A 21,120-nucleotide genomic window follows, 5' to 3' on the forward strand; every position below is an offset into this window, starting at 1 on the left:
AATAATTCCGATTGACTTTTCTTTAGTTTACCTCTAAAGTTGGGCCCGGATAAAGATCAGTTCAACCTAACAAACCTAACAATATGTGAACAAGAAGAACTAACGATGAGAGGCAGTGACAATGAATGAGCAGCACGATTTTATTCTATGATGAAAGTTTCCCTTATATTGGAGATCGCCCCGATGCCGCGACGCTTGCGTCGCTTAGAGAAAACTTCCAAATCGTAACCGCAGCTGAGCTTGCCGAGCGGTTGCCAGGCGCTACTGCTTATGTGCATCTTCATGGTTCGCATTTCCCTAAATCGGCTTGGCCGGCCATTCTGAAGCATGCTCAAGAAGGTAAAGGGCTGCTGACGGCAGGCGGCGCACCGTTTAAGACACCTGTATATGAAGAGAACGGCGAGTGGCTGCTCGAGCCGGATCAAACGGCCTACCATCAGCAGCTCCATATCCACGAAGCCCTGCCGGTCTCTGTGGACGGTGTTGCTAAACTGCAGCATTTCCGCGATATTCCGCTCTTCGCAGGCTACGAATCGTCGTTTACGATCGAGTCCACATTCGGCTTTGCGCTGCATGTGACAAGAGCGGATGACAAGCCGGGCGAGGGCGGCTCTGCCGGCCCAATCGACGCCCACATCTATCCGCTGCTTCGCGGGATTAGCGGAGACGGCCTAGCGCGCGAGCTGTCAGCGCCTGCGATCTTGCTCGAGCATACGAAAGGTCCTTTCAGCGGCGGCCGCTGGATTCTAATTAATCAGCCGCTGCGCAGCTCGTTCTGGACAGGCAACGGCGCTGCCGCGCTGTCCGAGTGGTCCGGCTTTACATCGCAAGGCGTTACGGAGCTATGGCTGAAGCCCAATTACGGCTCGTATGAGCTTGGCGAGCGTCCGGTCTTGATGCTGCAAGGTCAGCAGCTGCAATTGGCTCGTGACGAGCAGACAAGCAACCATGCAGCAGCGGCTTGGTCGTTCCATATGCGCGTGCGCAAAGCGAACAGCAATACGGTCAGCGAGCCTACTCCTTCTTTTGTATATGAAGAGGCTGATTTCACTGAAGTATGGAACAGCAAGGCAGAGCTTGCGATTGGCCGCGAGCTGAGCATTCAGCGCATCGTATTGCCATTTAACGCAGAAGCAGGTTTCTATATCGTGGAATGCGAAGCCGTTTCCCCTGCGGGCGAGCACCGCTTGCTCCGCCAAGGCTTCTGGGGCATGGATGAAGCGCTGCTCGCTTCCGGCGAGATGATTACTTGCGACCGCGACTATTTCTGGAAAAACGGCCGTCCGCTGCCAATTGTCGGCATGACATACATGACGAGCGATGTGGCGCGTAAATATTTGTTCCTGCCGAATGCCGCTGTATGGGATCGCGACATGGCGCAAATGAAACGTGCGGGCATCAACTCCATTCGTACCGGGATCTGGACAGCGTATCGCAGCGTCATGTACGTAGATGGTCATCCTTATGAAGAAGTGCTGCGCGCAATCGATGCGTTCTTCCTGACTGCAAAGCGCTATGATCTTGAAGTTACGTTCAATTTCTTTGCTTTCACACCGGAAGCATGGGAAGGCGTCAATCCTTACCTGGATCCGCGCAGCGTAGAAGCGCAGAAGCGGTTCATCGCGGCAATCGTGTCCCGCCATGCCGAATCCAAGCATGTACATTGGGATTTGATCAATGAACCATCCATGTTCGATCCGACACGGATCTTCTCCGGACCGCGTTCCGCTCATGATCAGTTCGAGAAGGCCCACTATGTCAAATGGCTGCAAGAGCGCCATGGCTCGATTCGCTTGCTTCAAGAGCGCTGGAACATGACGCCTTCGGAGCTGCCTTCTTTCGAATCCGTGAAACTTCCGGAAGCCAGCGAAATCAGCTTCGGCACGACCAATACGCTGAAGAAACATGGCGGTCCTTGGCTCGACTATACGTTGTTCACGATGGATATGCATAACCGCTGGGCATCCCAGCTCGTTGCTACCATTCGCGCGATACAGCCGAAGCAGCTCGTGACCGTCGGCCAGGATGAAGGGCTTGGCGCTCAGCGTCCATCGCCGTTCTTCTATGCGCAAGAGGTCGATTATACAACGGTTCATTCCTGGTGGCTGATGGACAATCTCGTATGGGACGGGATTTTCGCCAAGGCACCGGATAAACCGAACCTCATTCAAGAAACCGGCATTATGTACGTTGAAACACCGGATGGCCGCGCTAAGCGCAGCGAGGAAGAGCTCCGCAACATTTTGGAACGCAAATACGCGTATGCCTTCTCTACGGGCGGAGCCGGTGCGGTGCAGTGGATCTGGAACATTAATTTCTACATGAACAATATCAATGAGTCCCATATCGGAGCGCTGCGCGCAGACGGCACCGAGAAACCGGAAGCTAACGTATCGTATGATTTCGGCGCTTTCATGGAGCAAATTCGCGACTTGTTCGTGGATCGTAAGCTGGAAGAAGTTGCGGTTATTTTCCCTTATTCCAATGACTTCTCGAACCGGAAGCTGGCTTATGGGGCAACCACTCGCGCTATTCGCACACTGTCCTACACGATGAATGTTCATGCATTCGGCCTTGGCGAATACCAGCTCGATTCACTTGCGGAAACGAAGCCGAAGCTCATTATCGTGCCAAGCGCGCATAACTTCAGCAGCCAAGCGCTGGATGAACTTCTCGCGCATGTGAAGGCAAATGGCGGCACGCTTCTCTTTACCGGCCCGCTCGGCCTGGACGAGTACTGGCGCCCGGTTGAACGTTTGACCGACGAGCTGGGACAGAACGCTGTCAGCAACTTGCTGCGCGAAGAGCTGCTTGAGCTTGGCAATGGCGCGCTGCACCCGATTTCCTTCGGCGGCGATCGCATTACGGACAGCAACAAAGGTGTATTCGCTTCCGCTGATAAAGGTCCGGCTAAAGTTACCGATATCACGCTTGGCGCCGGCCGCCTGCTCTGGTGCCCGCTTCCGCTGGAGTTGAATGAACGCCTAGAGCCGCTGCAAGCGGTGTACGGTGCTGCACTGGCACAAGCCGGCGTGGCCGAAGAGCTCGAATGGCTGCATGGCGGGGAGCTGCCCGGCGTTTACGGCCGCAAGCTGGCATTCGCTTCCGGCTCGCTTTACATCTTCGTATCGGAATTCGGCTGCGATACGGCGATTGAAGTTCGCGATCCGCAGACAGGCGCCGCGTACGCCTTTACACTTCCGCAGGAGCGGACTGTCATGTTCGCTGCGGATGCGGCCGGCAAGCTTCTTGCGGTTTATCGTCCGAATGAAGTTCAGATCGACGTTTCCTTGTAATACTGTAAAGACAAGCAGAGCGGAGTGAAGAGAACTCCCTGCTTGTCTTTTCTTTTTGTCATACAGGCTTCAAGGTCATGTTATAATGATGGAATCCGTATCATTCTCAAGCCCTGTCGAACCAGGAATGTATAGTAACGATTATGGGTGCAGCTGGAGGAATCACGCATGCATGTAGGGAAAATCATCAAATTTTATCGCGAACAAGCACGTATGACCCAAGAACAGCTAGGCAGAGGCATTTGCTCGGATACGCATATCAGTAAAATCGAGCGAGGCTCGACGGATTTCTCACCTGAGGTCATTTCACTCCTCACCGAACGGTTGAATATCGACCTCGAATATGAGCTCGTTAAATTAAACACGATTAAGAAGCGTTTATTTGCTTGGCATGAAGCGATCGTGATGCTGTTGTTAGATGAGATGGAAGCGATTAAGCTCGAGCTGGAGAATGAGCAGCTGATTCAAATCTCGGATTATACGGCACTCTACCAATTGATTCAGGCCAAATATTATCTGGCGCTTTCCCAGCCGGACGCCGCATTTACCATCGTTCAGAAGATGCAGCGCAGCCACGCCAAGCTCCCGACTTACGAGGGCAACCTCCTGCTTCATGTAACGGGAATCTGTTTTCTTGCCAAACAAGACTATCGGACTGCGATTGACACGTTGAAGCAAATTGACGCCGAGGAATATAACAATCCGGAATATTACTATCATATGGCTGTAGCCTATCATTGGATCGGTTCACACATGATGGCCTATTATTACGGGGAGAAATCGCTTCGTTTCTTCAAGGACAGCCGGAACTTCATACGCACCATCGATGCGGAGATGCTGTTGCTGCTGCAGGTTGTGTTCGATGATAATCGAAACAAAGCGGATATTATTTTGCGCTTTGAGAACTTGATTAAGACCTGCGATATCTGCAACACGCCGGAGCGTAAGCGGATCGCGCTGCACAATTTAGCCTATGAATATTTGGAACAAAACAATTACGAGATGGCATCCAAGTATTATCAAGCTTCGATGGAGCTGAATAATCCGAAGACGATGCTGTATCTGCTGTCGCTTGAAGGATACGTCCGCTGCTCCTTGCAGGGAAATCTGCTGAACAAAGAAGAGCTGCTGCGCGTTACGGAAAGCGGACTGCGGTCCGCGAAAGAAATACATGACCAGATGCTGCAAATTCGGTTCCAGCTCCTCCTCTATAAGATCGAAGAACAGCATGAGCAATATTATAGCTACCTGCGCAACAATGCGCTGGCCGTGATCCGCAAGAATGGAGACGCCATGCTGATCGAACGTTACGAGAAGGACTTATTCAACTATTACATGACAACCGGTCAATTGGAGCTGGCGCTGGAAACCGCCAGTTTCTTGATTAATAAAGAGAAGCCGCTAAACAAAAAAGAAGAGATGATACCCGGTTGATCCGGGAGTCATCTCTTCTTTTTTGTTGTTTGCCATGGCTGCCAGCCAGTCTAGTCGTCAATCCAAGTCGTCTTGAGCTCAGCCGCCGCCCGCTTCGCTTGCGGCGGAGCCATATCCGGAACGCCGAGATAGATGAAGCCGAGCATCTTATCTTGCGGACGCAGGCCGAAGCTTTCATTCATGAGCGGATGGTAGCAAGGCTCTCCGCTGCGCCATACAGCGCCAAGGCCCAGCGCGTGTATCGTAAGCAGCATGTTCTGGATGGCTGCATTTACCGCGCCGTATTCCTCAAGCTCGATAATATCGTGCCGCTCCGCGGGAGAGACGGCAACCGCGATAATAACAGGTGCGCGGAACGCTTTTTTCTTGGCTGATTCTGCTTTGATCTCATTCTCGGGCGATGATGGGTCTGCCTCGCCTGCAAGCGCAATACGCGCAAGCGCATCGCCAAGCTGCTTGCGTCCATCTCCGCGAAGGACAAAGAACCGCCAAGGCTCGGTTAAACGATGATTCGGCGCATAAATGCCCGCTTCCAAAATCCGCTCGATTACCGCTTTGTCGATCGGCTCCTGCGTCACTTTGCCAATACTTCTTCTCGTTCGAATTGCCTCATGAATATTCATTGACCGTCTCCTATTCTAGTAAGTGATACTATAATTGTAGCATAATTCATCTCGGAATTTGATCAGCGGCTGCCATGTTATAAGTTCCCAATCGCAGGCTCGTGCTGTTATCTCAGCGAACACACCAAAAAAAATCCCGCATGAACCGGCCAATACAGCCGACCCTGCGGGATTCTCGATCACGATTATGCCAATCCGGCCGCTGTATATACGCGGTCGAACCCGGCCTTGGAGCGTACTAGCAGCTCCTCCGGCGATTGTGCAGACGGCTCGGCAGTGAGAATCTCCTGCGTCACAGAACCTTTGTAGCCAATTGCGTTCAGCGCGCGAAGGAACCCTGCCAAATCAATAACGCCTTCGCCCGGATAAAGTCTGCCGTTATCGCGTACTTCTTCAACCGGCAGGTCCGGCGCATCGTTAATGTGAACATGAACGATTTGATCCGGCGTCAGCGCCTCGATCTCGGCAATGGTCGAGCCGTTCGTGTACCAATGATACGCATCGAATAGCAAACCGACATTCGGCTCGCCAATTGCGGCGATCCAATCGAGCGTTTCTTCCAGCGTCCACAGAAACGGATTCGTCCATGCGGTGCGCAGATGATGAGGCCCAACGAACTCCAGCCCCAAGGAGATGCCGTAAGCGCCGAGAATTTGTGCACATGTACGCAGTCTGCGTGTAGCTAGCACAGTAAAATGTGCCGCTTTAAAGTTCGTGGCCGGCAGCACATACGTGCAGCAGCGCGTGCAGCCCAGCGCCGCGGCAGCTGCTGCCTCTTCCGCCAGCTTGCTGAGTCCATCGCGGAACTTCTCCTCCGAGTCCCGCCATTCCACGGACAGACCGATCGAGCCGATCGCTACTTCATGTTTCGCGAGAAGCGCCTTAGCGCCTTCCAACCCATTGCGCTCAATAAGTCCCTTCGCGTTAATATCTACCGTATGAAAGCCGTATTGACTTGCGGCTGCGATTAGATTCTCATCGCTTCCGATCTTGCCGAGGCCGGCATGTGATAACCCTCTTAACATAGTCGTGATCCTCCAATTGTTTTATAGATTCCAATCCAGCTTCACTTCATTGCCGGTGCGTGACGATTCATAGATCGCATCCAGCACCAGATTGTTCGTAAACCCGGACAGCGCAGACGTAATCGGCTGCTTCCCTTCTTGAATGCAGCTCAAGAAATGACGGCTGAGACGTAAGCGCTCATTCTCGTCGTTCTCCGGTTTGATGAGCGGAACTTCCATCGGTTTATTGAACTTCTCCGTCAACAGCTTGCCTTGAGCGCCACGGTAACTTGCGCCGCCTTCCGTACCCATCAAGTGTACGAATGGCGTATTATCCGTGTCCATATGAACGGCCCAGCTGACTTCAAGCGACAGCGTGCTGCCGTTATCCATTTTGATCAAAGCCGTTGCCAAGTCCTCGACATCATAGATGCCATCCCAATTCGGCTTCCCCCATGTGCCAATTCCTTTGCGTTTAGGCCCAAACTCCGCATAGGTGGCACCGTAGACGGATACCGGCTTCGGATTGCCCATGAGGTAGAGCGCGAGATCCAGCATATGTACGCCGATATCAATCAACGGACCGCCGCCGGATTGATCGGAACGCGTGAACCATGTGCCCCAGCCCGGTATGCCTTTGCGGCGGTACCAGCCAGTTTTGGCTGTATAAATATGACCAAGCTCGCCGCGGTCAATCTGTTCCTTGATTTGCATCGGAACCGATTCCCAGCGCATCTGATGGGCAATCATGACGACGCGATCGGAGGAGCGGCTTGCTTTGAGAATTTGTCTGGCCGCATCGGCGTTGATGCCCATCGGTTTCTCCAGCAGCACATGTTTGCCGGCTTCAATCGCTTGAATGGCCAGCTCCGCATGATATTGGTTGGGAACGCCGATTACGACCGCATCCACTTTATCGCTTTGAATGAGCGCTTCAGGCGATGCCAGCACCTCGGCAATGCCGTATTCCTTGGCTCTTTGCTCAGCCAAAGGCAGAAACACATCTGTTATTGCGGTTATTTGGCAGAGCTCGCCAAGCTGCGAGAATTGCGCCGCGTGAACGCTTCCAATATTGCCTGCACCGATGATACCAATTCGAATCGCCATGTTAATCCATCTGCCTCCTCGGATCCATCACTCTTTCTACCACTTCTATGATAAAGTAGTACATAGAAAAAAGCGTGACTCATATTTCGATAAACGTCCCATTTCTTCGGAGGCTGCCCATTCTATGACCTTTTTTCCGGATTACTTGAAAACATACCCGAATATGGATTCCGCGTTTCCGCTGCATATGAGTTTGAACACACTCAAACAAGGGTTTCGAGCGCATCGCCACGATTTTCTGGAGTTCTCCTATGTGGTAGAGGGTCGAGGCTGGGAAAGCATCAACGATGTGAAACACGAGATGCTCCCGGGCACGTTTACGTTCGTGCAGCCCTATCAAGTCCACGAGATCTTCACCGAACCCGGCAGCACGCTTGTCCTCTACAACTGCAATTTCAGCATGGATTTGCTCATCGATTCCGGACACGGCGAAGGTCTCTCAGACTTGATTGAACCAAGCCTTCTTGAACCCTATACGACTTTTACGGACGCGAAGCAGGAGCGAATGCTCTATCTCATTGAAGACATGCTGAAGGAGTATACGGGCAATGAACCATGGCGGCAGACTCTGCTGCAGGCGAGATTGAAGGAGCTGCTCGTTTGTTTCGATCGGGAGCGCAGAGCGAACCGGCCGGAGAACATTCCGTTAACCTCCCCTGCCAAAACAAATCCGTCGATCTGGCCCATCATCCACCACATTCACCGCAACTATCGCGATGAGCTGACTTTGTCGCAGCTATCCGATCGTTTCGGCATGAGCGTCTCTCGCATCAGTGAAGTGATCAAGGAAACGACCGGCCAAACCTTCGTTCATTTCGTACAAGATTTACGCTTGCGGCATGCCACCGGCCTGCTGGTGTCCACCGACTACAGCGTCGTCGATGTCGCGCTTGAAGTCGGCTTCGGCTCGTACAAAACCTTTGTCCGCATCTTCCGCGAACGCAAAGGCATGGTGCCGATGGCCTATCGCAAAGCAAAACGGCCCCAGTAATGAGACCCTCAGGTTGTCCTTGAAAGTCTGGGACAGCCGCTTTTTTTGACTATGCTACATGAACAACATGTTAACGGTTGTCAGCGCGGCTATTTGATGAAAATATGCCTTTATGAAAGTCTAACGGTTGTGACAGGCGTTATTTGCGGCAAATAGGTCGATTCCCGGCGGAAAACGGTCATAAGCTCTCTGGCAACCGTTACAGAACGAAAAGGGTCTATTAATGCCAAATAGCCACTGTCACAACCGTTAGAGTTGCAATACGTCAAACATGCGCTCATCCCGGGGGGCCAGCTATATCAAACATGGGTTTCTATGGCCCACTAACGGCCCCGGTAATGGGGCCGTTAGTGAAGGGAGCTACACGCGGTGCAAGCTCTTCCCTTTTTCTTCTTTTACCTCGCGCCACATTTTCCGCCACTCCGTAACATCGGTCAGAACGCTTGCTGGGTCGTATGCACTTCGCACCGGGAAGGATGGATGTATCGTACGCCCGGACGGAGCGCCCGTCTTATGATAACGCAAATCAATCGACCAGCGGATAATATCCGAACGGTTCGAAATCCCTCTATGCGGCGTATACTTGTTCATAATAACGAGGCCGCCTTTCTTGCACTCCGCTAACACCGGCGTTACGGCAGGCAGCTTCTCCGGCACGATCGTCGTACCGCCTTCCGAGCGATGGTTGATATACCCCTGTTTGAACACATGCGGCATGATCTCCATGCACCCGGTTTCGGCGGTTGCATCCACAAGCGGCAGCCAGAACGTAATAATCTCCGATGCTTCCGAATCCGGCGAAGTGACGGCACAATCCTGATGCCAAGGCACGTTTTGAAAATAATCCGGTTCCGACTGCGTCGACTTCGCGGGATGCTTCGCACGAATATGCTGTATCGGGTTGCAGCTGAGCTCCGTTCCCAACAGGCATTCGACGAGATCAAGCAGCCCTTCATTCCCCATGAAACGAAAAATCGCCTCTCCCAAATACCCGTTAATATCAAAACCTCGGCTTATTTCCTTGTTTTGCTCATACAGCCTCGTATAGCGTTTCTCGAATGGCTCATCCTCGAACAGCTCTGTCAGCTTGCCCTCAGCCAGAAGCTGCCGGGCTCTTGCGTCAAGCTCTGCCGAAAGCTCGTCGATAACGGGCTTCAGGTCCTCATCCGTGAATACATTCGGCACAATCAAATACCCTTCGGTTTGATATCGGATCAATTGCTCAAGCGTTAATCGCATTTGCCCACCGACCGCCTTTGAACTGGGATTGTTCTTCTCTTCTTCATCATAGCGGCGCCGCCATCTGATAGGAAGGTAGGATCTTACACCGAATGCGGACTATATTATCCGATATTCGCTCGGCGCACGGCCATAATGTCTGCGAAATAGTCTCGCAAAATAGGAAGCATCCTCGTATCCGAGCATCTCAGCGATGGTGAACACGGGAAAATCCGTATACAGCAGCAGCTTCTCTGCTTCCGTCATCCGCAGCTGCTGCAAATAAGCCATCGGCGTCATGGATGTATGCGCTTTAAATACGCGGCACAAGTAATTCGGCGTCCAATGCACATGGTGGGCAAGCTCGTCCAGCTTTAGCTGTTCACCGATATGAGCGCGCATGTATTGCTGCAGCGTATTGATTTCATTGGTCAGCGCTCTCGCATTTCGTTCTGTGGAAATCGAATTAACAAGCTGCTCGCCAAGCTTCCCAATCGTTTGTTCAACTCGCAGCACCAGCTCGATCACCATCAGTGACAGATGCTCTGCCGTGATATAGCGATTGCCGGGATCAAGCAGCCGATTAAAACCTTCAAGCAGAAACGGCCTTAAAGCAGGCGGTACGAGTATGGGCTCGTCACGGAAACCGACAGGCAGTGCATAACCTCTCTTGTCCTCGATCCAATCAAATAAGTTCACCGTCTGCGCGGGCTCGTGGCTCTCTTCATCACGCAGCAGAAACGTACATTCCAAATTATGCAGACCGATATCGTCATCCGCATGAAATTGATGCCATTCATTCGGGTTGATGACATACAACAAGCCGGGCAAAGCCCGGCTCTTCCTGTCGTTAACGAGGAAGCTGCCCGCTCCCCCGGTAATATACATCAGATGAAATACCGGATGTTGGTGTCTTGTCGTCAACATCCCTTTACGGCCTTGCCGTCGATCGGTAGTAATATGCTCCGGACGTAAGCTTTGCCCCTGCATCACCAGCCGTAAGCTCATGCACCAGTCACCTCGTTACCGTTTGTCGACTTGCACGCGTCCGGAGAAGAAGGTTGCCCCTCTTCCCATATCCGCCACCCGGTCCGGGGTAAGCGCATTAACCATTGCCTTGCCACCGCCGGCCCCGTCGGCCCATAAGCCTTGGCTTACGACGACACCTGCCAGCACATCATCGCCTACCGCCGCTGTCAGCTCGCAGCTGGCGCGATCATTCCATACCCGAATGGCATCGCCATTCGCGATGCCTCGCGCTTCCGCATCGGCCCGGTTCATGTGCAGTTTCGGCGTTTTCTCCATGGTGATATGTTTGTCGTTATTGGAGAACGTCGAATTCAAGAAATTATGATTGGCTGTCGGAATGAATAAGAACGGATACGGACCATCCTCGACAAGCGGAATGTAAGTCGGCATTGGCGGGTAGCCTTTGCGTTCCATAGCCGCAGAATAGAGCTCGATCCGGCCGCTCGGCGTCCGCAGCTTACCTGGGAACAGCGGCTTCACATCGGCTTTAAGCGCCCCGTGCTCCCGCAGCGATTGCAGCGATATCCCGGCCAAATTCGGATTATTCGGGTTGTTCAGCGCCTGCACGATCATCGCATCATCGGAATCCTGAAGAGCTTCTTCCTCATATCCCATCCCGGCAGCAAGCAGTCTGAACACATCGGAATTCGACTTGCTTTCCCCATATGGCGCTGCAACCGGCTGCTGCAGATGCACATAATGATGCCAGTAGGAGAGGTACAAGTCGGTATTCTCAAAAGCGGACGTTGCCGGCAGCACGATATCCGCATAAGCCGCCGTCTCGGTAAGGAACAGATCATGCACGACCGTAAACAGCTCCTCGCGTAAGAGGCCCTCTCTTACTTTGGTAGCGCTTGGTGCTACAACAGCCGGATTGGAGTTGTACACATACAAGGAAGAGATCGGCAGCTCATCCGCATCCGTCAGCGCGCTGCCCAGCAGATTCATATTCACTTCGCGCGCGCCGCTTACAGCCCGCAAATCCGGACGTTCCAAAGCAGGCTTGTTCAGCGCCAGATAACCGCCGTTTCCTTTGATCGCGCCGCCGCCTCTCTTCAGCCATTGCCCCGACACCGCCGGAAGACAGGCGATTGCGCGAGTCGTCATGCCGCCGTTATCATGATGCTGCGGTCCGTTGCCGATGCGGATAAACGCTGCTTCGCTGGTGCCATACATGCGCGCCAACTTATAGAGATCCTCAACCGGCACGCCTGTTATGGAGGAAACCACCTCAGGCGCGTACGATTTCACATGCTCGCGAAGCTGCTCATGGCCCACGGTAAACTGTTCCATGAACGACTCGTCCGTAAGCTGCTCGGCGAATAAGATATGCATGATTCCGAGAGCCAACGCCGCATCCGTGCCGGGCATGACCGGGATAAACCAATCCGCCCACTTCGCTGTGCGATTGCGGTGTACATCTATGACGACCACAGTCGCACCGTTCTTGCGCGCCTTCTCGGCAATCGTCACTTGGTGCATATTCGTGCTTACCGCGTTGATGCCCCACATGATAATGAGCTTCGCATGGACGGTTTCCTCCGGATCCGTGCCGTAGCTTCCACCCATCGTGTAGCCATATCCCTCTGTACCGGCAGCCTCGCAGATCGAATAAATCAGCTTGCTCGCACCCATCCGATTAAAGAATCGGCGGCCCAAACCTTCCGTGCCAATACGGCCCATGTTGCCATAGAAGCTGTAAGGCAGAATCGCTTCCGGCCCTTCAGCTGCAATTAGCTGCTTCCACCGGGACGTTATCGTGCCGATGGCTTCTTCCCAAGTAATCCGTTCAAACTGCCCGCTCCCCTTGGGACCAACCCGCTTAAGCGGATATTGCAAACGATCTTTATCATAAATGCGTTCCGTCATATTCCGTACTTTATTGCAAATCGCCCCTTGCGTAACCGGATGCTCGGGATCGCCTTCTATCCGTACAATGCGGCCATTCTCTTTATGCACAAGAAGTCCGCACTGATCGGGACAATCCAGTGAGCAGACCGATGGGAATACGCCATTTGGTTCCATAGCTGTTGCTGTCATTCTGCGATTCACTCCTTCACTTTCACTTCCAAGCGTACACATGAATCCATTATATCGGGTGCAGCCTTGTGTGAAAAGCGCGGGCAAGGTGTCTATAAGCAAGAAAAGCCTGCATCCCTGTACTGCAGGTTGCAAGCCAATCTCTATTGTTATACGGCGGATACGTAGGAACCCGTCTCCAAGAATCGCAATTGCGACGGCGTGAGCGTAACCTCGCTTGCAGCACAGCTCTCCAGCACGTAAGCGGGCTTCGAAGCGCCGATAATCGGAAACACGGGAAACGGCTGCGAGGTTAAATACGACAGCGCAATAACCGTACTCGTCGTTTCGAGCTCGGCAGCCAGCTGCTGTACGCGTTCCAGGCGGTCAAAGCTGGCGTCATTGAAATACATCTTCTGCACGCCTGCCGCACTGCCTTGGCTGCCTGCTTCCCGGTCTCTTGCATATCGACCGCTGAAGAAGCCGTTCGCCTGCGACGAGTACGGAATAACGCTCATCCCCGTCTCGGCAAAATAAGTCCGATCCGCATCGCTCATCACCACGAGTGTCGGATCTCCGACGGAGCCCGGCGTGCATACGGCAAGATTCCAGAGCGGCTGACTGGCTGCAAAAGGCGTTAAGCCATGCTCGGCAGCATAGCGCTGCGCTTGCTTGATCCGCTCCACCGTCCAATTGGAGCATCCGATGCTGCGGATGCGGCCGGCCTTCACTTCGTCATGCAGCGTCTCCATAATCTCATCGACCGGTACACTAGCATCGTCGCGATGCAGCCAGTAGAGATCGATATAATCGGTCTGCAGCTGACGCAAGCTTCGGGCGATATCCGCTTCGATATCTGCTCGTCCGAGCCTTGGAATATGCATCGTCGCAAGCTCCGGATGCGCGCCTTTGGTCGCCAGAATAAGCTGGTCGCGATGGCCGCGTTCCTTCAGCCATTCCCCGATCCGGATTTCGGTTAAGCTTCTTCCTTGACCGAGCCAATCGTCATAGACGAGCGCAGTATCGATAAAATTGCCGCCTTGTTCCACGTAGAGGTCAAACAGTTTAAATGCATCCTCACGGGGCATTCCGCCGCCGAAGCCGGCTGTCCCCATACAGATAACGGCAGCGTTTAAAGGTGTTCCCGGTATGTTGCGATAACGCATAAATTCATTTCCTCCCCGATCCCATTTTCGGCCAGCTGCATGCCTTACAAGTTACTTTAACGTTATGCCGCCGTCCACAATGAGCACTTGGCCATTTATCTGCTTACTCATGCCGGAGGCCATGAATAAGACGGCATCCGCGATATCCTCGCCGGTTTGCAGTCGCGCGGCCAGTGCCGTCATCTGTTCCTCATCCATGCCGTTCGCTTTCCACCTGGCGACCTCGCCTTCCGATGCCACCCAGCCCGGCTGCACGCAATTCACTCGAATGCCGTGCTTCACGAACGCCTTGGCGAGATTTCGCGTCAACGTGACGATGCCGCCCTTGGAAACGGCATAAGCCATCGTCGCAGGCTCGCCGGCCGTTGCATGGTTGGAGCCAATATTGATGATGACGCCGCTGTTTCGCTCGATCATGCCCGGCACGACGGCTTGGCACAGCATATAGGCGCCCTTGAGGTTAATGCCGAGCACGTTATCCCAGAACGCCTCATCGGTATTCAGCAAATCTGCTCTCGGGAAAATGCCCGCATTGTTGACGAGCACATCGATTGCACCGCCGAATCGTTGAACCGACTCGGCAACGAGCGACTGTACTTCGCTCAGCTTGGAAACATCGCAGCGGATAAAATGAACTTCATTCCCCCTATCCGCAAGCTGTATCGCCGTCTCTGCGCCGCTCTCGTCGTGATCGGCTATTATAACCTTCGCTCCGCATTCGAGAAATCGCTTGGCTATTGCACGGCCAATTCCTCTGGCCCCGCCTGTGACAACGACCGTCTTCCCTTCAAACGTAATGAGCGGCGCCGTCATGTCCGCAGCGCATCCTTCCGCGCCGCCTCGTAGGCGATACTCGGAATCTGGGTCGCGAATTTGCCGCCGCTCACGTCGATCATCGTACCGGTAATGTAACCGGCAAGGTCGGAAGCAAGGAAACAGATCAGGTTCGCAACATCATCTTTGCTGCCCCAGCGACGAAGCGTAAGCGTGTCCAGCAGCCTTTGCTGCCGCTCCTCCGGCTGTTCTGCAAAATGATTCATCTCCGTCGGAATCATCCCCGGAGAATAACAATTCACGGTAATATCATAAGGTCCCAGCTCGCCTGCAAGGACTCGCGTGAACTGTTTAACGGCCGCTTTGGACGACGCATACGCCGCGCTTCCGTAGGCAGGCACGATCGCCGCAAAGGAAGCAGCGTTTAGAATGCGGCCTGAGCCTTGGGCTTTCATAATCGGGACAACGGCTTGGCACATCAGAAAGGTGCCTTTCATGTTAATGTCCATGTTGGCGTCCCAGATATCCTCCTTGAGCAGCTCAACAGTGCCGCCGCTGGCCACTCCGGCATTGTTGATTAAGATATCTATTCGTCCAAAACGGTTCCGTACCTCCTCTACAACCTCCGCGATTCGAGCCGAATCCCTCACATCACAGATGAATTGCGCACCGGTAAGCTGCTCCTCGGCAAATTGCAGCGCCAGCTCGTCAAGCTGCTCTTGCTTGATATCCGTAGCAATTGTAATGACGCCTTCCTTCGCAAGCGTGAGTGCAATATGACGTCCAATCCCTCTGCCGGCGCCGGTAACGATGGCGACTTTTCCTTGTAAATCGATAATCATGGCAATGCCTCCTCCTCCTTAGGTTTCATTGCGTTAAGGCTATGCATCAGCTGCTTCACATAAGCGATGCTGGACATAAGCTGCGACTGCTCGTAGGCTGCAACGTTCTCCGCCGCTTCTCCCCGTTCATGAGGCGTGCGCCAATCAGCGTTCGGCTTCGCATGGCGCTGAACAAAACGGAGCAGCTCCGCAAGCTCTCTGGCGGATCGGGCCGGGTATTCCGGCCAATAATCGTCGGCAAGGACCCTTGTATGCCTTGCCTCCAACGCACCGATTTCAATGGACATGCACAGCGTCCGTCCTGCTTGGCTGGCGTGAAATACATCCAGCAGCGCCGGAAAGTCTACCGCCCCTTGTCCGATCGGACAGCGGACAAGCATGTACCCTTCCGCATTTGGATAAATCCAGTAATCCTTCAAGTGGACATGTTTGAGGTAAGGAGAGATTCTCTTGGCGAATTCGACAGGCTCCTCCGCGGTCGCCAGCGGATTACCGGTATCCAGCGTTAATCCGAAGTTCGGGGAAGCGATCGATTCGCATAGCCAGATCAGCTCCTCCGAGCAGAGATCTTGATGGTTCTCCAGCGCTAGGACGATACCCGCTTCTTCCGCCAGCGCAGTTGCTGCAGTGAGACCGGCTCGAACCTCCCCCAGGAATGGCTGCCACCTCCCGGCGAAATGACGGCGATCGCCGCCGAACTTCGCTCCACCCGCCACTGTACGTACCACTTTCGCACCAACAGCCTTCGCGATGTCAAACGCTTCGCCTAAACGCGCAGCATCGAAGCCGTCCGACGCGATCGCGATATAGAGCTCATTCGCCTCGACTTTACTTGCTATAGCTCTGTGGTCACAGCCTGCCAGCATCGAGAGGGACAGCTCTACGCCTTGTAGTCCATTACGCAATGCCAGGTCAATGACCCCTTCAGCCGATATCCTCGGCCTTCCTGCACGCGGGTGCAAGCCCATGGCGTAAGTCGTCCCAAATACAGATAAGCCAAAACGCATCCCGATCACCCTTTCGTATCCCGCTATCCGGCTATTCGGCTGGGAGATGAATCCGGTTTATTTTGCCGTCCATCCGCCATCGACCGTTAAAGAAGCACCTGTCATGAAGCTGGACGCGTCGGATGCGAGAAATAAAGTCGGTCCTGCAATTTCGTCCGGCCTCCCCCACCGCCCCAGCGCGATTTGATCGATAAAGAAGCGATTCGCTTCCGGATTGTTTATCACAACGGTATTGAGCTCGGTCGCGATCGGGCCGGGACATAGCGCGTTTACGGTAATGTTAAAAGGCGCAAGCTCTAGGGCCAGCACTTTGGTTAACTGAATGACGCCGCCTTTGCTGGCGCAGTAAGCACTTCTCTCCGGCAGACCCACCAGGCCCAGCATCGAAGCAACGTTAATGATACGACCGGATTGCTGCTCTTTCATGATCGGCGTAACGGCGCGAATACACAAATATGGGGCTTTCAAATTCGTGCCCATCACCAGATCCCAGCTTGCTTCATCGTAGCTGTCGATAGGCTTGCGGATGTTGACTCCCGCATTGTTGATGAGGATATCGATGCGTCCGAAACGCTCCTTGACCGCTTGCACCAGCTGTTCCACTTGGCCCGCTTCCGTCAGTTCCGCCGACATGCCGATAACTTCAGTACCTGTATCGATAGATAGCTGTTTGGCAATCGCTGCTGCTTTCTCCTCGGAACGGCTCGTAATGACGACTGCTGCTCCTGCTTTCGCCAACGTTTGTGCCATCACAACACCAAGTCCGCCTGTTCCGCCCGTAATTAATGCAACTTTTCCGGTTAATTGAAATAAGTGGCTGCTCATAATGTAATCACCTGTTCCTTTCATCCTTGTTGGGGAATGCGCTTACATGTTACCATTTCAGTATCCGGAAGGCTTTACATAAAGGAGATCGTTTTTTGGACTTTTCCGAACTCGCGCATAAGGCGGTGCTGATTAATTGGACAACGCTCTTTTTCCTCGGATCAGGCAAACCACTTTACGGGATATCTCTCCCGTTATTCATTGGGCGCGGCAGCATTACCGAGCTCCGGCGTTCAAGTGGAGCCGCCGCATCTATGATTTTCAGCTCCTCTATGTGAAACATGGCGAGATCAGGGCAACGATCGAGGGCGAAACCATGGAAGTTCGGGCAGGCAGTCTGCTCATCTTATCCCCTTGGCGGCATCATCGGATTGAAGTGCTGACAGAGCCGCATGCAGAGCTGCTCGGCATCCATTTTGACTTTTTCGATGGCGCGGCTAACAATCATACCATCATCGCGGACGAATACAACGCGGACCCCGGTGCGTTTAGCGACATGCCCTATTTGGGGGCAGACCGGCCGATTTTCACAGAACCGCTGCTTACGAATGTGTCGCCGAGAATCATCTCCCTTGTTGAAAATGTCATTCTGGAATGGAGTGATCGGCAGCAGGATTACGACAGCGTGTGCAAAGGGCTGATGATTCAGCTGATCGGATTGCTTCTCCGGCAGCAGAACGAAGGGCGGGGAACGCCGCATCCGAAATACGAGAAACGTCTGCTGGAACTCGTTCATGAGATTCGCACCGATTGCAGCCGCCGCTGGTCGAGCGCGGATATGGCGAAATTTCTGCTCGTGCATGAAGATTATATGAGCCGGCAGTTCAAAGCGATGATGGGTGTAGGTCCCAATAAATTCGTGCAGACCGTGCGCCATCAGGAAGCCAAACGATTGCTGCGGGAAACGGATCAGACGATTGAATGGATAGCAGGGGCGGTCGGCTATGAGGATTTCCACTATTTCAGCCGCATTTTCAGACGCTGGGAAGGCATGTCTGCCATGCAGTTCAGGAAGCTTTCGCGGACTCTATAGAAGAAGGACAGCCTCAGCATCATCCGTGAGATGATCGAGACTGTCCTTTTCATTAAGATAACGTCTAATGGAACTCTTGCACGCCGGAATTGACTCTTTTTACGCAAAATGCCCCTTTGGTTTCTTGCCGATCCATCTCTCGTCAACTTTATCGCTGGCTGACTGATATCTGGTGTCCACGCTAAGCCGATAATGATTGGTTGTATTCTCCAAGGAACAATGCATGAGGAACATTCCGAATATAAGAACATCCCCGGCCCGGAACTCGGTCGTTGCCCATTTGCCGCCGAACTTCTCCGTGATCGCAAGCGGATCATCCGTATAATGGCCAACCCCGTCGCGATCCGAGTCTTTTTTGCCGTAAGTGGCTTTTAATTCTTCAAAGTTATGAGAGTTCAAACACAGCGCAAGGCCTCCCATCGCATAATTAACATCCCCTATCGGAGACCAGACTGTATAGAGGTTATGAGTTCCCCTGCCCATGTAGATGATATCGTAGTGTGCGCCGGTGTAATCGCCTTTCCCTACCGCCCGGAGCCACTTATAGTGATACGTCATCGTTTTTTCTCCCATCAGTTCGTCAAAGAAGCGCAGGACATGCTCTCCGTTTAAAACGTTCAGCAGCTCCGGCAGATCCTCGTTCGTGCCGCCCATGAAGATCGACTTGCTTCCATCGGCCATGATGCCTTCTTCCAGAAGCGTGTCGCGATTCAACTTCCCCATTCGATCTATCTTCTCTAAAATGCGCTTGCGCGCGCTCAGCACTTCTTCTCGTTTATGAAAATCGCGCAGCAGCAAATAGCCGTCTTCCTGCAACCGGTTACGAATCGCATCAACGTCATGCAGAATATCGTTAGAGCTTCTTAATGCCGTCAAATGCGGCCCTCCAAGCTCCAATTCCCTCGAACCTACTTTAACCATCATGTCGCCTTGCCCCTTTCGATTTGTATAACGTAAGTTTAAGGGGGAACTCCGTGCAACACCATGGAAAAAAATCATTCAAACATGTATAATCGTACAAAATATAAGAAGAATCCAAATGGTGATAGTGGGGGTTTTACATTTATATGGCTTATATCAATATTCCCTATCAACTCGCGGAAACGCAGTCTCCGCCGCCATGTCAATTTAAATCAATTTGGAAGGTTGAAGCAAATAACAGCTATCAAGTCGTTCATCCTCAAGGCCTAACGTTACCCGGGCTATTCGTTACCTTAGAGGGAAAAGGTAAATTCGTTCAAGAGAATGAGGAAACGGTGCTTACCGCGGGAACCTTGCTCTTCGTGCAAGAGCTGCTTCCCTGCTCTTATGGTTGCGATGATGACAATTGGAAATTTTATTTTATTCATGTTGATCAGCTTGCCATGATTCATCATTTAGGTCTCCCAATCGGAGAACGAATCACGTCCGCCAAAATAAACGACGCCATTCGGTTATGTGAACGCCTCATCGAGATTCTCATTATCAAATCGACCGGCTACGATTACGCGGCGAATATCATTCTCCAAGAATTGCTGCTCTTATTTGCCGGAGACCAAATCATTAAACTCCATAGCAATCTCGATTTGGAAGACATCCTGCTCCACATGCATCGCAGCATCGCTCAGCCGTTCCGAAGCGAAGACTACATTCGTCACAGCGGTTTGTCTCGGACCGCATTCTTTTCCCAATTTCGTCAGGTGACCGGGAAATCCCCTAACCAGTACATGCTGGAGCTCAAGCTTGCATCCGCCAAAGCCTCACTGGAAGCGACAAACACTTCCGTAAAGGACATCGCAGCCGCACTCCACTTTTACGATGAATTCCACTTATCGAAATCGTTTAAGAATCGTTACGGCGTCTCTCCCCGTTTCTATCGAAAAACGAATACCTAGTTCTATTCGTGTTCCGTATTGGGATGCAATCAGGCGTCGCCCTCTTGACAATCGGGTTGACTATATAGCATAATGGAAAAAATTTAATATGTATTTTTCTTATCAAGAGTAGGTGGAGGGACAAGCCCGATGATACCCGGCAACCGACAACCCTTTGATTATCAAAGGAGTGCACGGTGCTAATTCTTGCGGAACGCTTTATTGGGCGAATCTGGGAGATAAGAGCGAGGATCAATGACATTACATTCCTATGACCTTCTCTGATTCCAGAGAAGGTCATTTTTGTTTGCTATACAACAACTACACTTGTGTACTGGAGGATCATGATGCTGAACACGATTCCTGACCATGCGGCGATAGACGAGTCGGCCGAGTATCACCGAGATACGCTTCCCCAGCTGATTGCTTTGCTCAATTTGAGAAATTCGGTCATCGGCTATTCGTTGGAGTTTATGCAGCAGTGTAAGATAAGCCGTATTGAATGTTTTCGCTTTGACAGTGAGCTTGCGGATAAGCTGGCACCGGGCCACGCGAGCGAATATTTCTGCGGATTAATTGCGATCACAACGAATACGGGAGCAGTTGGTGCAGCGGAGTTTGCCATCCCTCGCAAAGACTTGAATTGCGACTTGGTGATGTGGGCTTCCCCCCTTCAGCGGATGAAGGGGCAGACGCTGCTCGAGAGCTTCGGCTACGTTCAGAGCAAGCTGGAGTCTTGGGGATCGCTGAGATCCGAGCTCATCGCGTCAGCGCTGTTGAAGCTCAATGGGAACGCTGAGCCGGCAGCAGCTCGGACCGAGGAGCAACGCCACCTCTGGGATCGGTCGCATCTGCTTCGCCATACGCAAGCGTTTGTTTCGTTCTGAGTGGAGCCAGCT

The 21,120-nt window shown here is 52.8% G+C and carries 18 protein-coding genes and 1 riboswitch; of the genes, 6 read left to right on the forward strand and 12 right to left on the reverse strand.

Going from position 1 to position 21,120, the window contains the following annotated elements; all coding sequences use genetic code 11:
• The first annotated feature begins 125 nt into the window (after positions 1-125).
• Positions 126-3,296 carry an alpha-amylase family protein gene (locus tag BM412_RS16005; protein ID WP_091219822.1) on the forward strand — a complete coding sequence of 1,057 codons (3,171 nt, stop codon included), beginning with the start codon at positions 126-128 and terminating at the stop codon, positions 3,294-3,296.
• Positions 3,297-3,464: 168 nt separating this feature from the next.
• Entirely contained in the window at positions 3,465-4,730 is a 1,266-nt protein-coding gene (locus BM412_RS16010) for a helix-turn-helix domain-containing protein (protein ID WP_091219825.1), read from the forward strand.
• 50 nt (positions 4,731-4,780) lie between these two features.
• Here the strand turns inward: BM412_RS16010 and BM412_RS16015 are convergent, their stop codons facing one another.
• The 3 genes from BM412_RS16015 to BM412_RS16025 form a co-directional block, all read right to left on the reverse strand.
• Positions 4,781-5,353 (reverse strand): nitroreductase family protein, encoded by a 573-nt coding sequence (locus tag BM412_RS16015; protein WP_091219827.1) that lies wholly within the window; start codon positions 5,351-5,353, stop codon positions 4,781-4,783.
• A 185-nt stretch (positions 5,354-5,538) separates the two neighbouring features.
• Positions 5,539-6,378 (reverse strand): sugar phosphate isomerase/epimerase family protein, encoded by an 840-nt coding sequence (locus BM412_RS16020; protein WP_091219830.1) that lies wholly within the window; start codon positions 6,376-6,378, stop codon positions 5,539-5,541.
• A 21-nt stretch (positions 6,379-6,399) separates the two neighbouring features.
• Complete coding sequence (locus BM412_RS16025; protein WP_091219833.1) at positions 6,400-7,464, reverse strand: Gfo/Idh/MocA family protein; 1,065 nt, start codon at positions 7,462-7,464, stop codon at positions 6,400-6,402.
• Between the two features lie 124 nt (positions 7,465-7,588).
• Here BM412_RS16025 and BM412_RS16030 point away from each other — a divergent pair, with 124 nt between their 5' ends.
• Positions 7,589-8,455, forward strand: a complete 867-nt coding sequence (locus BM412_RS16030; protein ID WP_177245853.1) for a helix-turn-helix domain-containing protein — start codon at positions 7,589-7,591, stop codon at positions 8,453-8,455.
• Between the two features lie 360 nt (positions 8,456-8,815).
• Here the strand turns inward: BM412_RS16030 and BM412_RS16035 are convergent, their stop codons facing one another.
• The 8 genes from BM412_RS16035 to BM412_RS16070 all read right to left on the reverse strand — a co-directional run bounded on the left by BM412_RS16035 (position 8,816) and on the right by BM412_RS16070 (position 17,359).
• A complete protein-coding gene (locus BM412_RS16035; protein ID WP_091219837.1) occupies positions 8,816-9,694 on the reverse strand; it encodes a phytanoyl-CoA dioxygenase family protein in 879 nt (292 codons plus the stop codon).
• Positions 9,695-9,793: 99 nt separating this feature from the next.
• The gene (locus BM412_RS16040) at positions 9,794-10,681 is read right to left on the reverse strand and encodes an AraC family transcriptional regulator (RefSeq protein ID WP_091219839.1); all 888 of its coding nucleotides are present in this window, start codon (positions 10,679-10,681) and stop codon (positions 9,794-9,796) included.
• Between the two features lie 15 nt (positions 10,682-10,696).
• Positions 10,697-12,742, reverse strand: a complete 2,046-nt coding sequence (locus tag BM412_RS16045; RefSeq protein WP_091219841.1) for a molybdopterin-containing oxidoreductase family protein — start codon at positions 12,740-12,742, stop codon at positions 10,697-10,699.
• A 149-nt stretch (positions 12,743-12,891) separates the two neighbouring features.
• Positions 12,892-13,887 carry an aldo/keto reductase gene (locus BM412_RS16050; RefSeq protein WP_091219844.1) on the reverse strand — a complete coding sequence of 332 codons (996 nt, stop codon included), beginning with the start codon at positions 13,885-13,887 and terminating at the stop codon, positions 12,892-12,894.
• A 51-nt stretch (positions 13,888-13,938) separates the two neighbouring features.
• Complete coding sequence (locus BM412_RS16055) at positions 13,939-14,700, reverse strand: SDR family NAD(P)-dependent oxidoreductase (protein WP_091219846.1); 762 nt, start codon at positions 14,698-14,700, stop codon at positions 13,939-13,941.
• Positions 14,697-15,503 (reverse strand): SDR family NAD(P)-dependent oxidoreductase, encoded by an 807-nt coding sequence (locus tag BM412_RS16060; RefSeq protein WP_091219849.1) that lies wholly within the window; start codon positions 15,501-15,503, stop codon positions 14,697-14,699. The genes BM412_RS16055 and BM412_RS16060 overlap by 4 nt, the downstream gene beginning before the upstream one ends.
• Positions 15,500-16,510, reverse strand: a complete 1,011-nt coding sequence (locus BM412_RS16065; RefSeq protein WP_091219852.1) for a sugar phosphate isomerase/epimerase family protein — start codon at positions 16,508-16,510, stop codon at positions 15,500-15,502. The genes BM412_RS16060 and BM412_RS16065 overlap by 4 nt, the downstream gene beginning before the upstream one ends.
• A 57-nt stretch (positions 16,511-16,567) precedes the next feature.
• Entirely contained in the window at positions 16,568-17,359 is a 792-nt protein-coding gene (locus tag BM412_RS16070; protein WP_218163146.1) for an SDR family NAD(P)-dependent oxidoreductase, read from the reverse strand.
• A 112-nt stretch (positions 17,360-17,471) separates the two neighbouring features.
• Here BM412_RS16070 and BM412_RS16075 point away from each other — a divergent pair, with 112 nt between their 5' ends.
• Positions 17,472-18,368: a helix-turn-helix transcriptional regulator gene (locus BM412_RS16075; protein WP_091219858.1), complete on the forward strand. Its 897-nt coding sequence runs from the start codon at positions 17,472-17,474 to the stop codon at positions 18,366-18,368.
• A 99-nt stretch (positions 18,369-18,467) separates the two neighbouring features.
• On the opposite strand, the gene BM412_RS16080 is transcribed toward BM412_RS16075, so the two are convergent.
• The gene (locus tag BM412_RS16080; protein ID WP_091219861.1) at positions 18,468-19,292 is read right to left on the reverse strand and encodes a phytanoyl-CoA dioxygenase family protein; all 825 of its coding nucleotides are present in this window, start codon (positions 19,290-19,292) and stop codon (positions 18,468-18,470) included.
• A gap of 143 nt (positions 19,293-19,435) precedes the next feature.
• On the opposite strand from BM412_RS16080, the gene BM412_RS16085 reads away from it, so the two are divergent.
• Together BM412_RS16085 and BM412_RS16090 are read left to right on the forward strand one after the other, a co-directional pair.
• The gene (locus BM412_RS16085) at positions 19,436-20,242 is read left to right on the forward strand and encodes an AraC family transcriptional regulator (RefSeq protein WP_091219863.1); all 807 of its coding nucleotides are present in this window, start codon (positions 19,436-19,438) and stop codon (positions 20,240-20,242) included.
• Between the two features lie 96 nt (positions 20,243-20,338).
• Positions 20,339-20,467: riboswitch (SAM riboswitch) on the forward strand.
• A gap of 101 nt (positions 20,468-20,568) precedes the next feature.
• Positions 20,569-21,108, forward strand: a complete 540-nt coding sequence (locus BM412_RS16090; protein WP_091219866.1) for a hypothetical protein — start codon at positions 20,569-20,571, stop codon at positions 21,106-21,108.
• Positions 21,109-21,120: the final 12 nt, after the last annotated feature.

It is taken from the genome of Paenibacillus sp. BC26 (genome assembly GCF_900116125.1).
Classification (GTDB): domain Bacteria; phylum Bacillota; class Bacilli; order Paenibacillales; family Paenibacillaceae; genus Paenibacillus_Z; species Paenibacillus_Z lignilyticus.

What these genes read in the sequence shown, in the direction of transcription:
- BM412_RS16005 (WP_091219822.1), top strand. Translation starts at nt 126, where the DNA reads ATGAGCAGCACGATTTTATTCTATGATGAAAGTTTCCCTTATATTGGA.
- BM412_RS16010 (WP_091219825.1), top strand. Translation starts at nt 3,465, where the DNA reads ATGCATGTAGGGAAAATCATCAAATTTTATCGCGAACAAGCACGTATG.
- BM412_RS16015 (WP_091219827.1), bottom strand. Translation starts at nt 5,353, where the DNA reads ATGAATATTCATGAGGCAATTCGAACGAGAAGAAGTATTGGCAAAGTG.
- BM412_RS16020 (WP_091219830.1), bottom strand. Translation starts at nt 6,378, where the DNA reads ATGTTAAGAGGGTTATCACATGCCGGCCTCGGCAAGATCGGAAGCGAT.
- BM412_RS16025 (WP_091219833.1), bottom strand. Translation starts at nt 7,464, where the DNA reads ATGGCGATTCGAATTGGTATCATCGGTGCAGGCAATATTGGAAGCGTT.
- BM412_RS16030 (WP_177245853.1), top strand. Translation starts at nt 7,589, where the DNA reads ATGACCTTTTTTCCGGATTACTTGAAAACATACCCGAATATGGATTCC.
- BM412_RS16035 (WP_091219837.1), bottom strand. Translation starts at nt 9,694, where the DNA reads ATGCGATTAACGCTTGAGCAATTGATCCGATATCAAACCGAAGGGTAT.
- BM412_RS16040 (WP_091219839.1), bottom strand. Translation starts at nt 10,681, where the DNA reads ATGAGCTTACGGCTGGTGATGCAGGGGCAAAGCTTACGTCCGGAGCAT.
- BM412_RS16045 (WP_091219841.1), bottom strand. Translation starts at nt 12,742, where the DNA reads ATGACAGCAACAGCTATGGAACCAAATGGCGTATTCCCATCGGTCTGC.
- BM412_RS16050 (WP_091219844.1), bottom strand. Translation starts at nt 13,887, where the DNA reads ATGCGTTATCGCAACATACCGGGAACACCTTTAAACGCTGCCGTTATC.
- BM412_RS16055 (WP_091219846.1), bottom strand. Translation starts at nt 14,700, where the DNA reads ATGACGGCGCCGCTCATTACGTTTGAAGGGAAGACGGTCGTTGTCACA.
- BM412_RS16060 (WP_091219849.1), bottom strand. Translation starts at nt 15,503, where the DNA reads ATGATTATCGATTTACAAGGAAAAGTCGCCATCGTTACCGGCGCCGGC.
- BM412_RS16065 (WP_091219852.1), bottom strand. Translation starts at nt 16,510, where the DNA reads ATGCGTTTTGGCTTATCTGTATTTGGGACGACTTACGCCATGGGCTTG.
- BM412_RS16070 (WP_218163146.1), bottom strand. Translation starts at nt 17,359, where the DNA reads ATGAAAGGAACAGGTGATTACATTATGAGCAGCCACTTATTTCAATTA.
- BM412_RS16080 (WP_091219861.1), bottom strand. Translation starts at nt 19,292, where the DNA reads ATGATGGTTAAAGTAGGTTCGAGGGAATTGGAGCTTGGAGGGCCGCAT.
- BM412_RS16085 (WP_091219863.1), top strand. Translation starts at nt 19,436, where the DNA reads ATGGCTTATATCAATATTCCCTATCAACTCGCGGAAACGCAGTCTCCG.
- BM412_RS16090 (WP_091219866.1), top strand. Translation starts at nt 20,569, where the DNA reads ATGCTGAACACGATTCCTGACCATGCGGCGATAGACGAGTCGGCCGAG.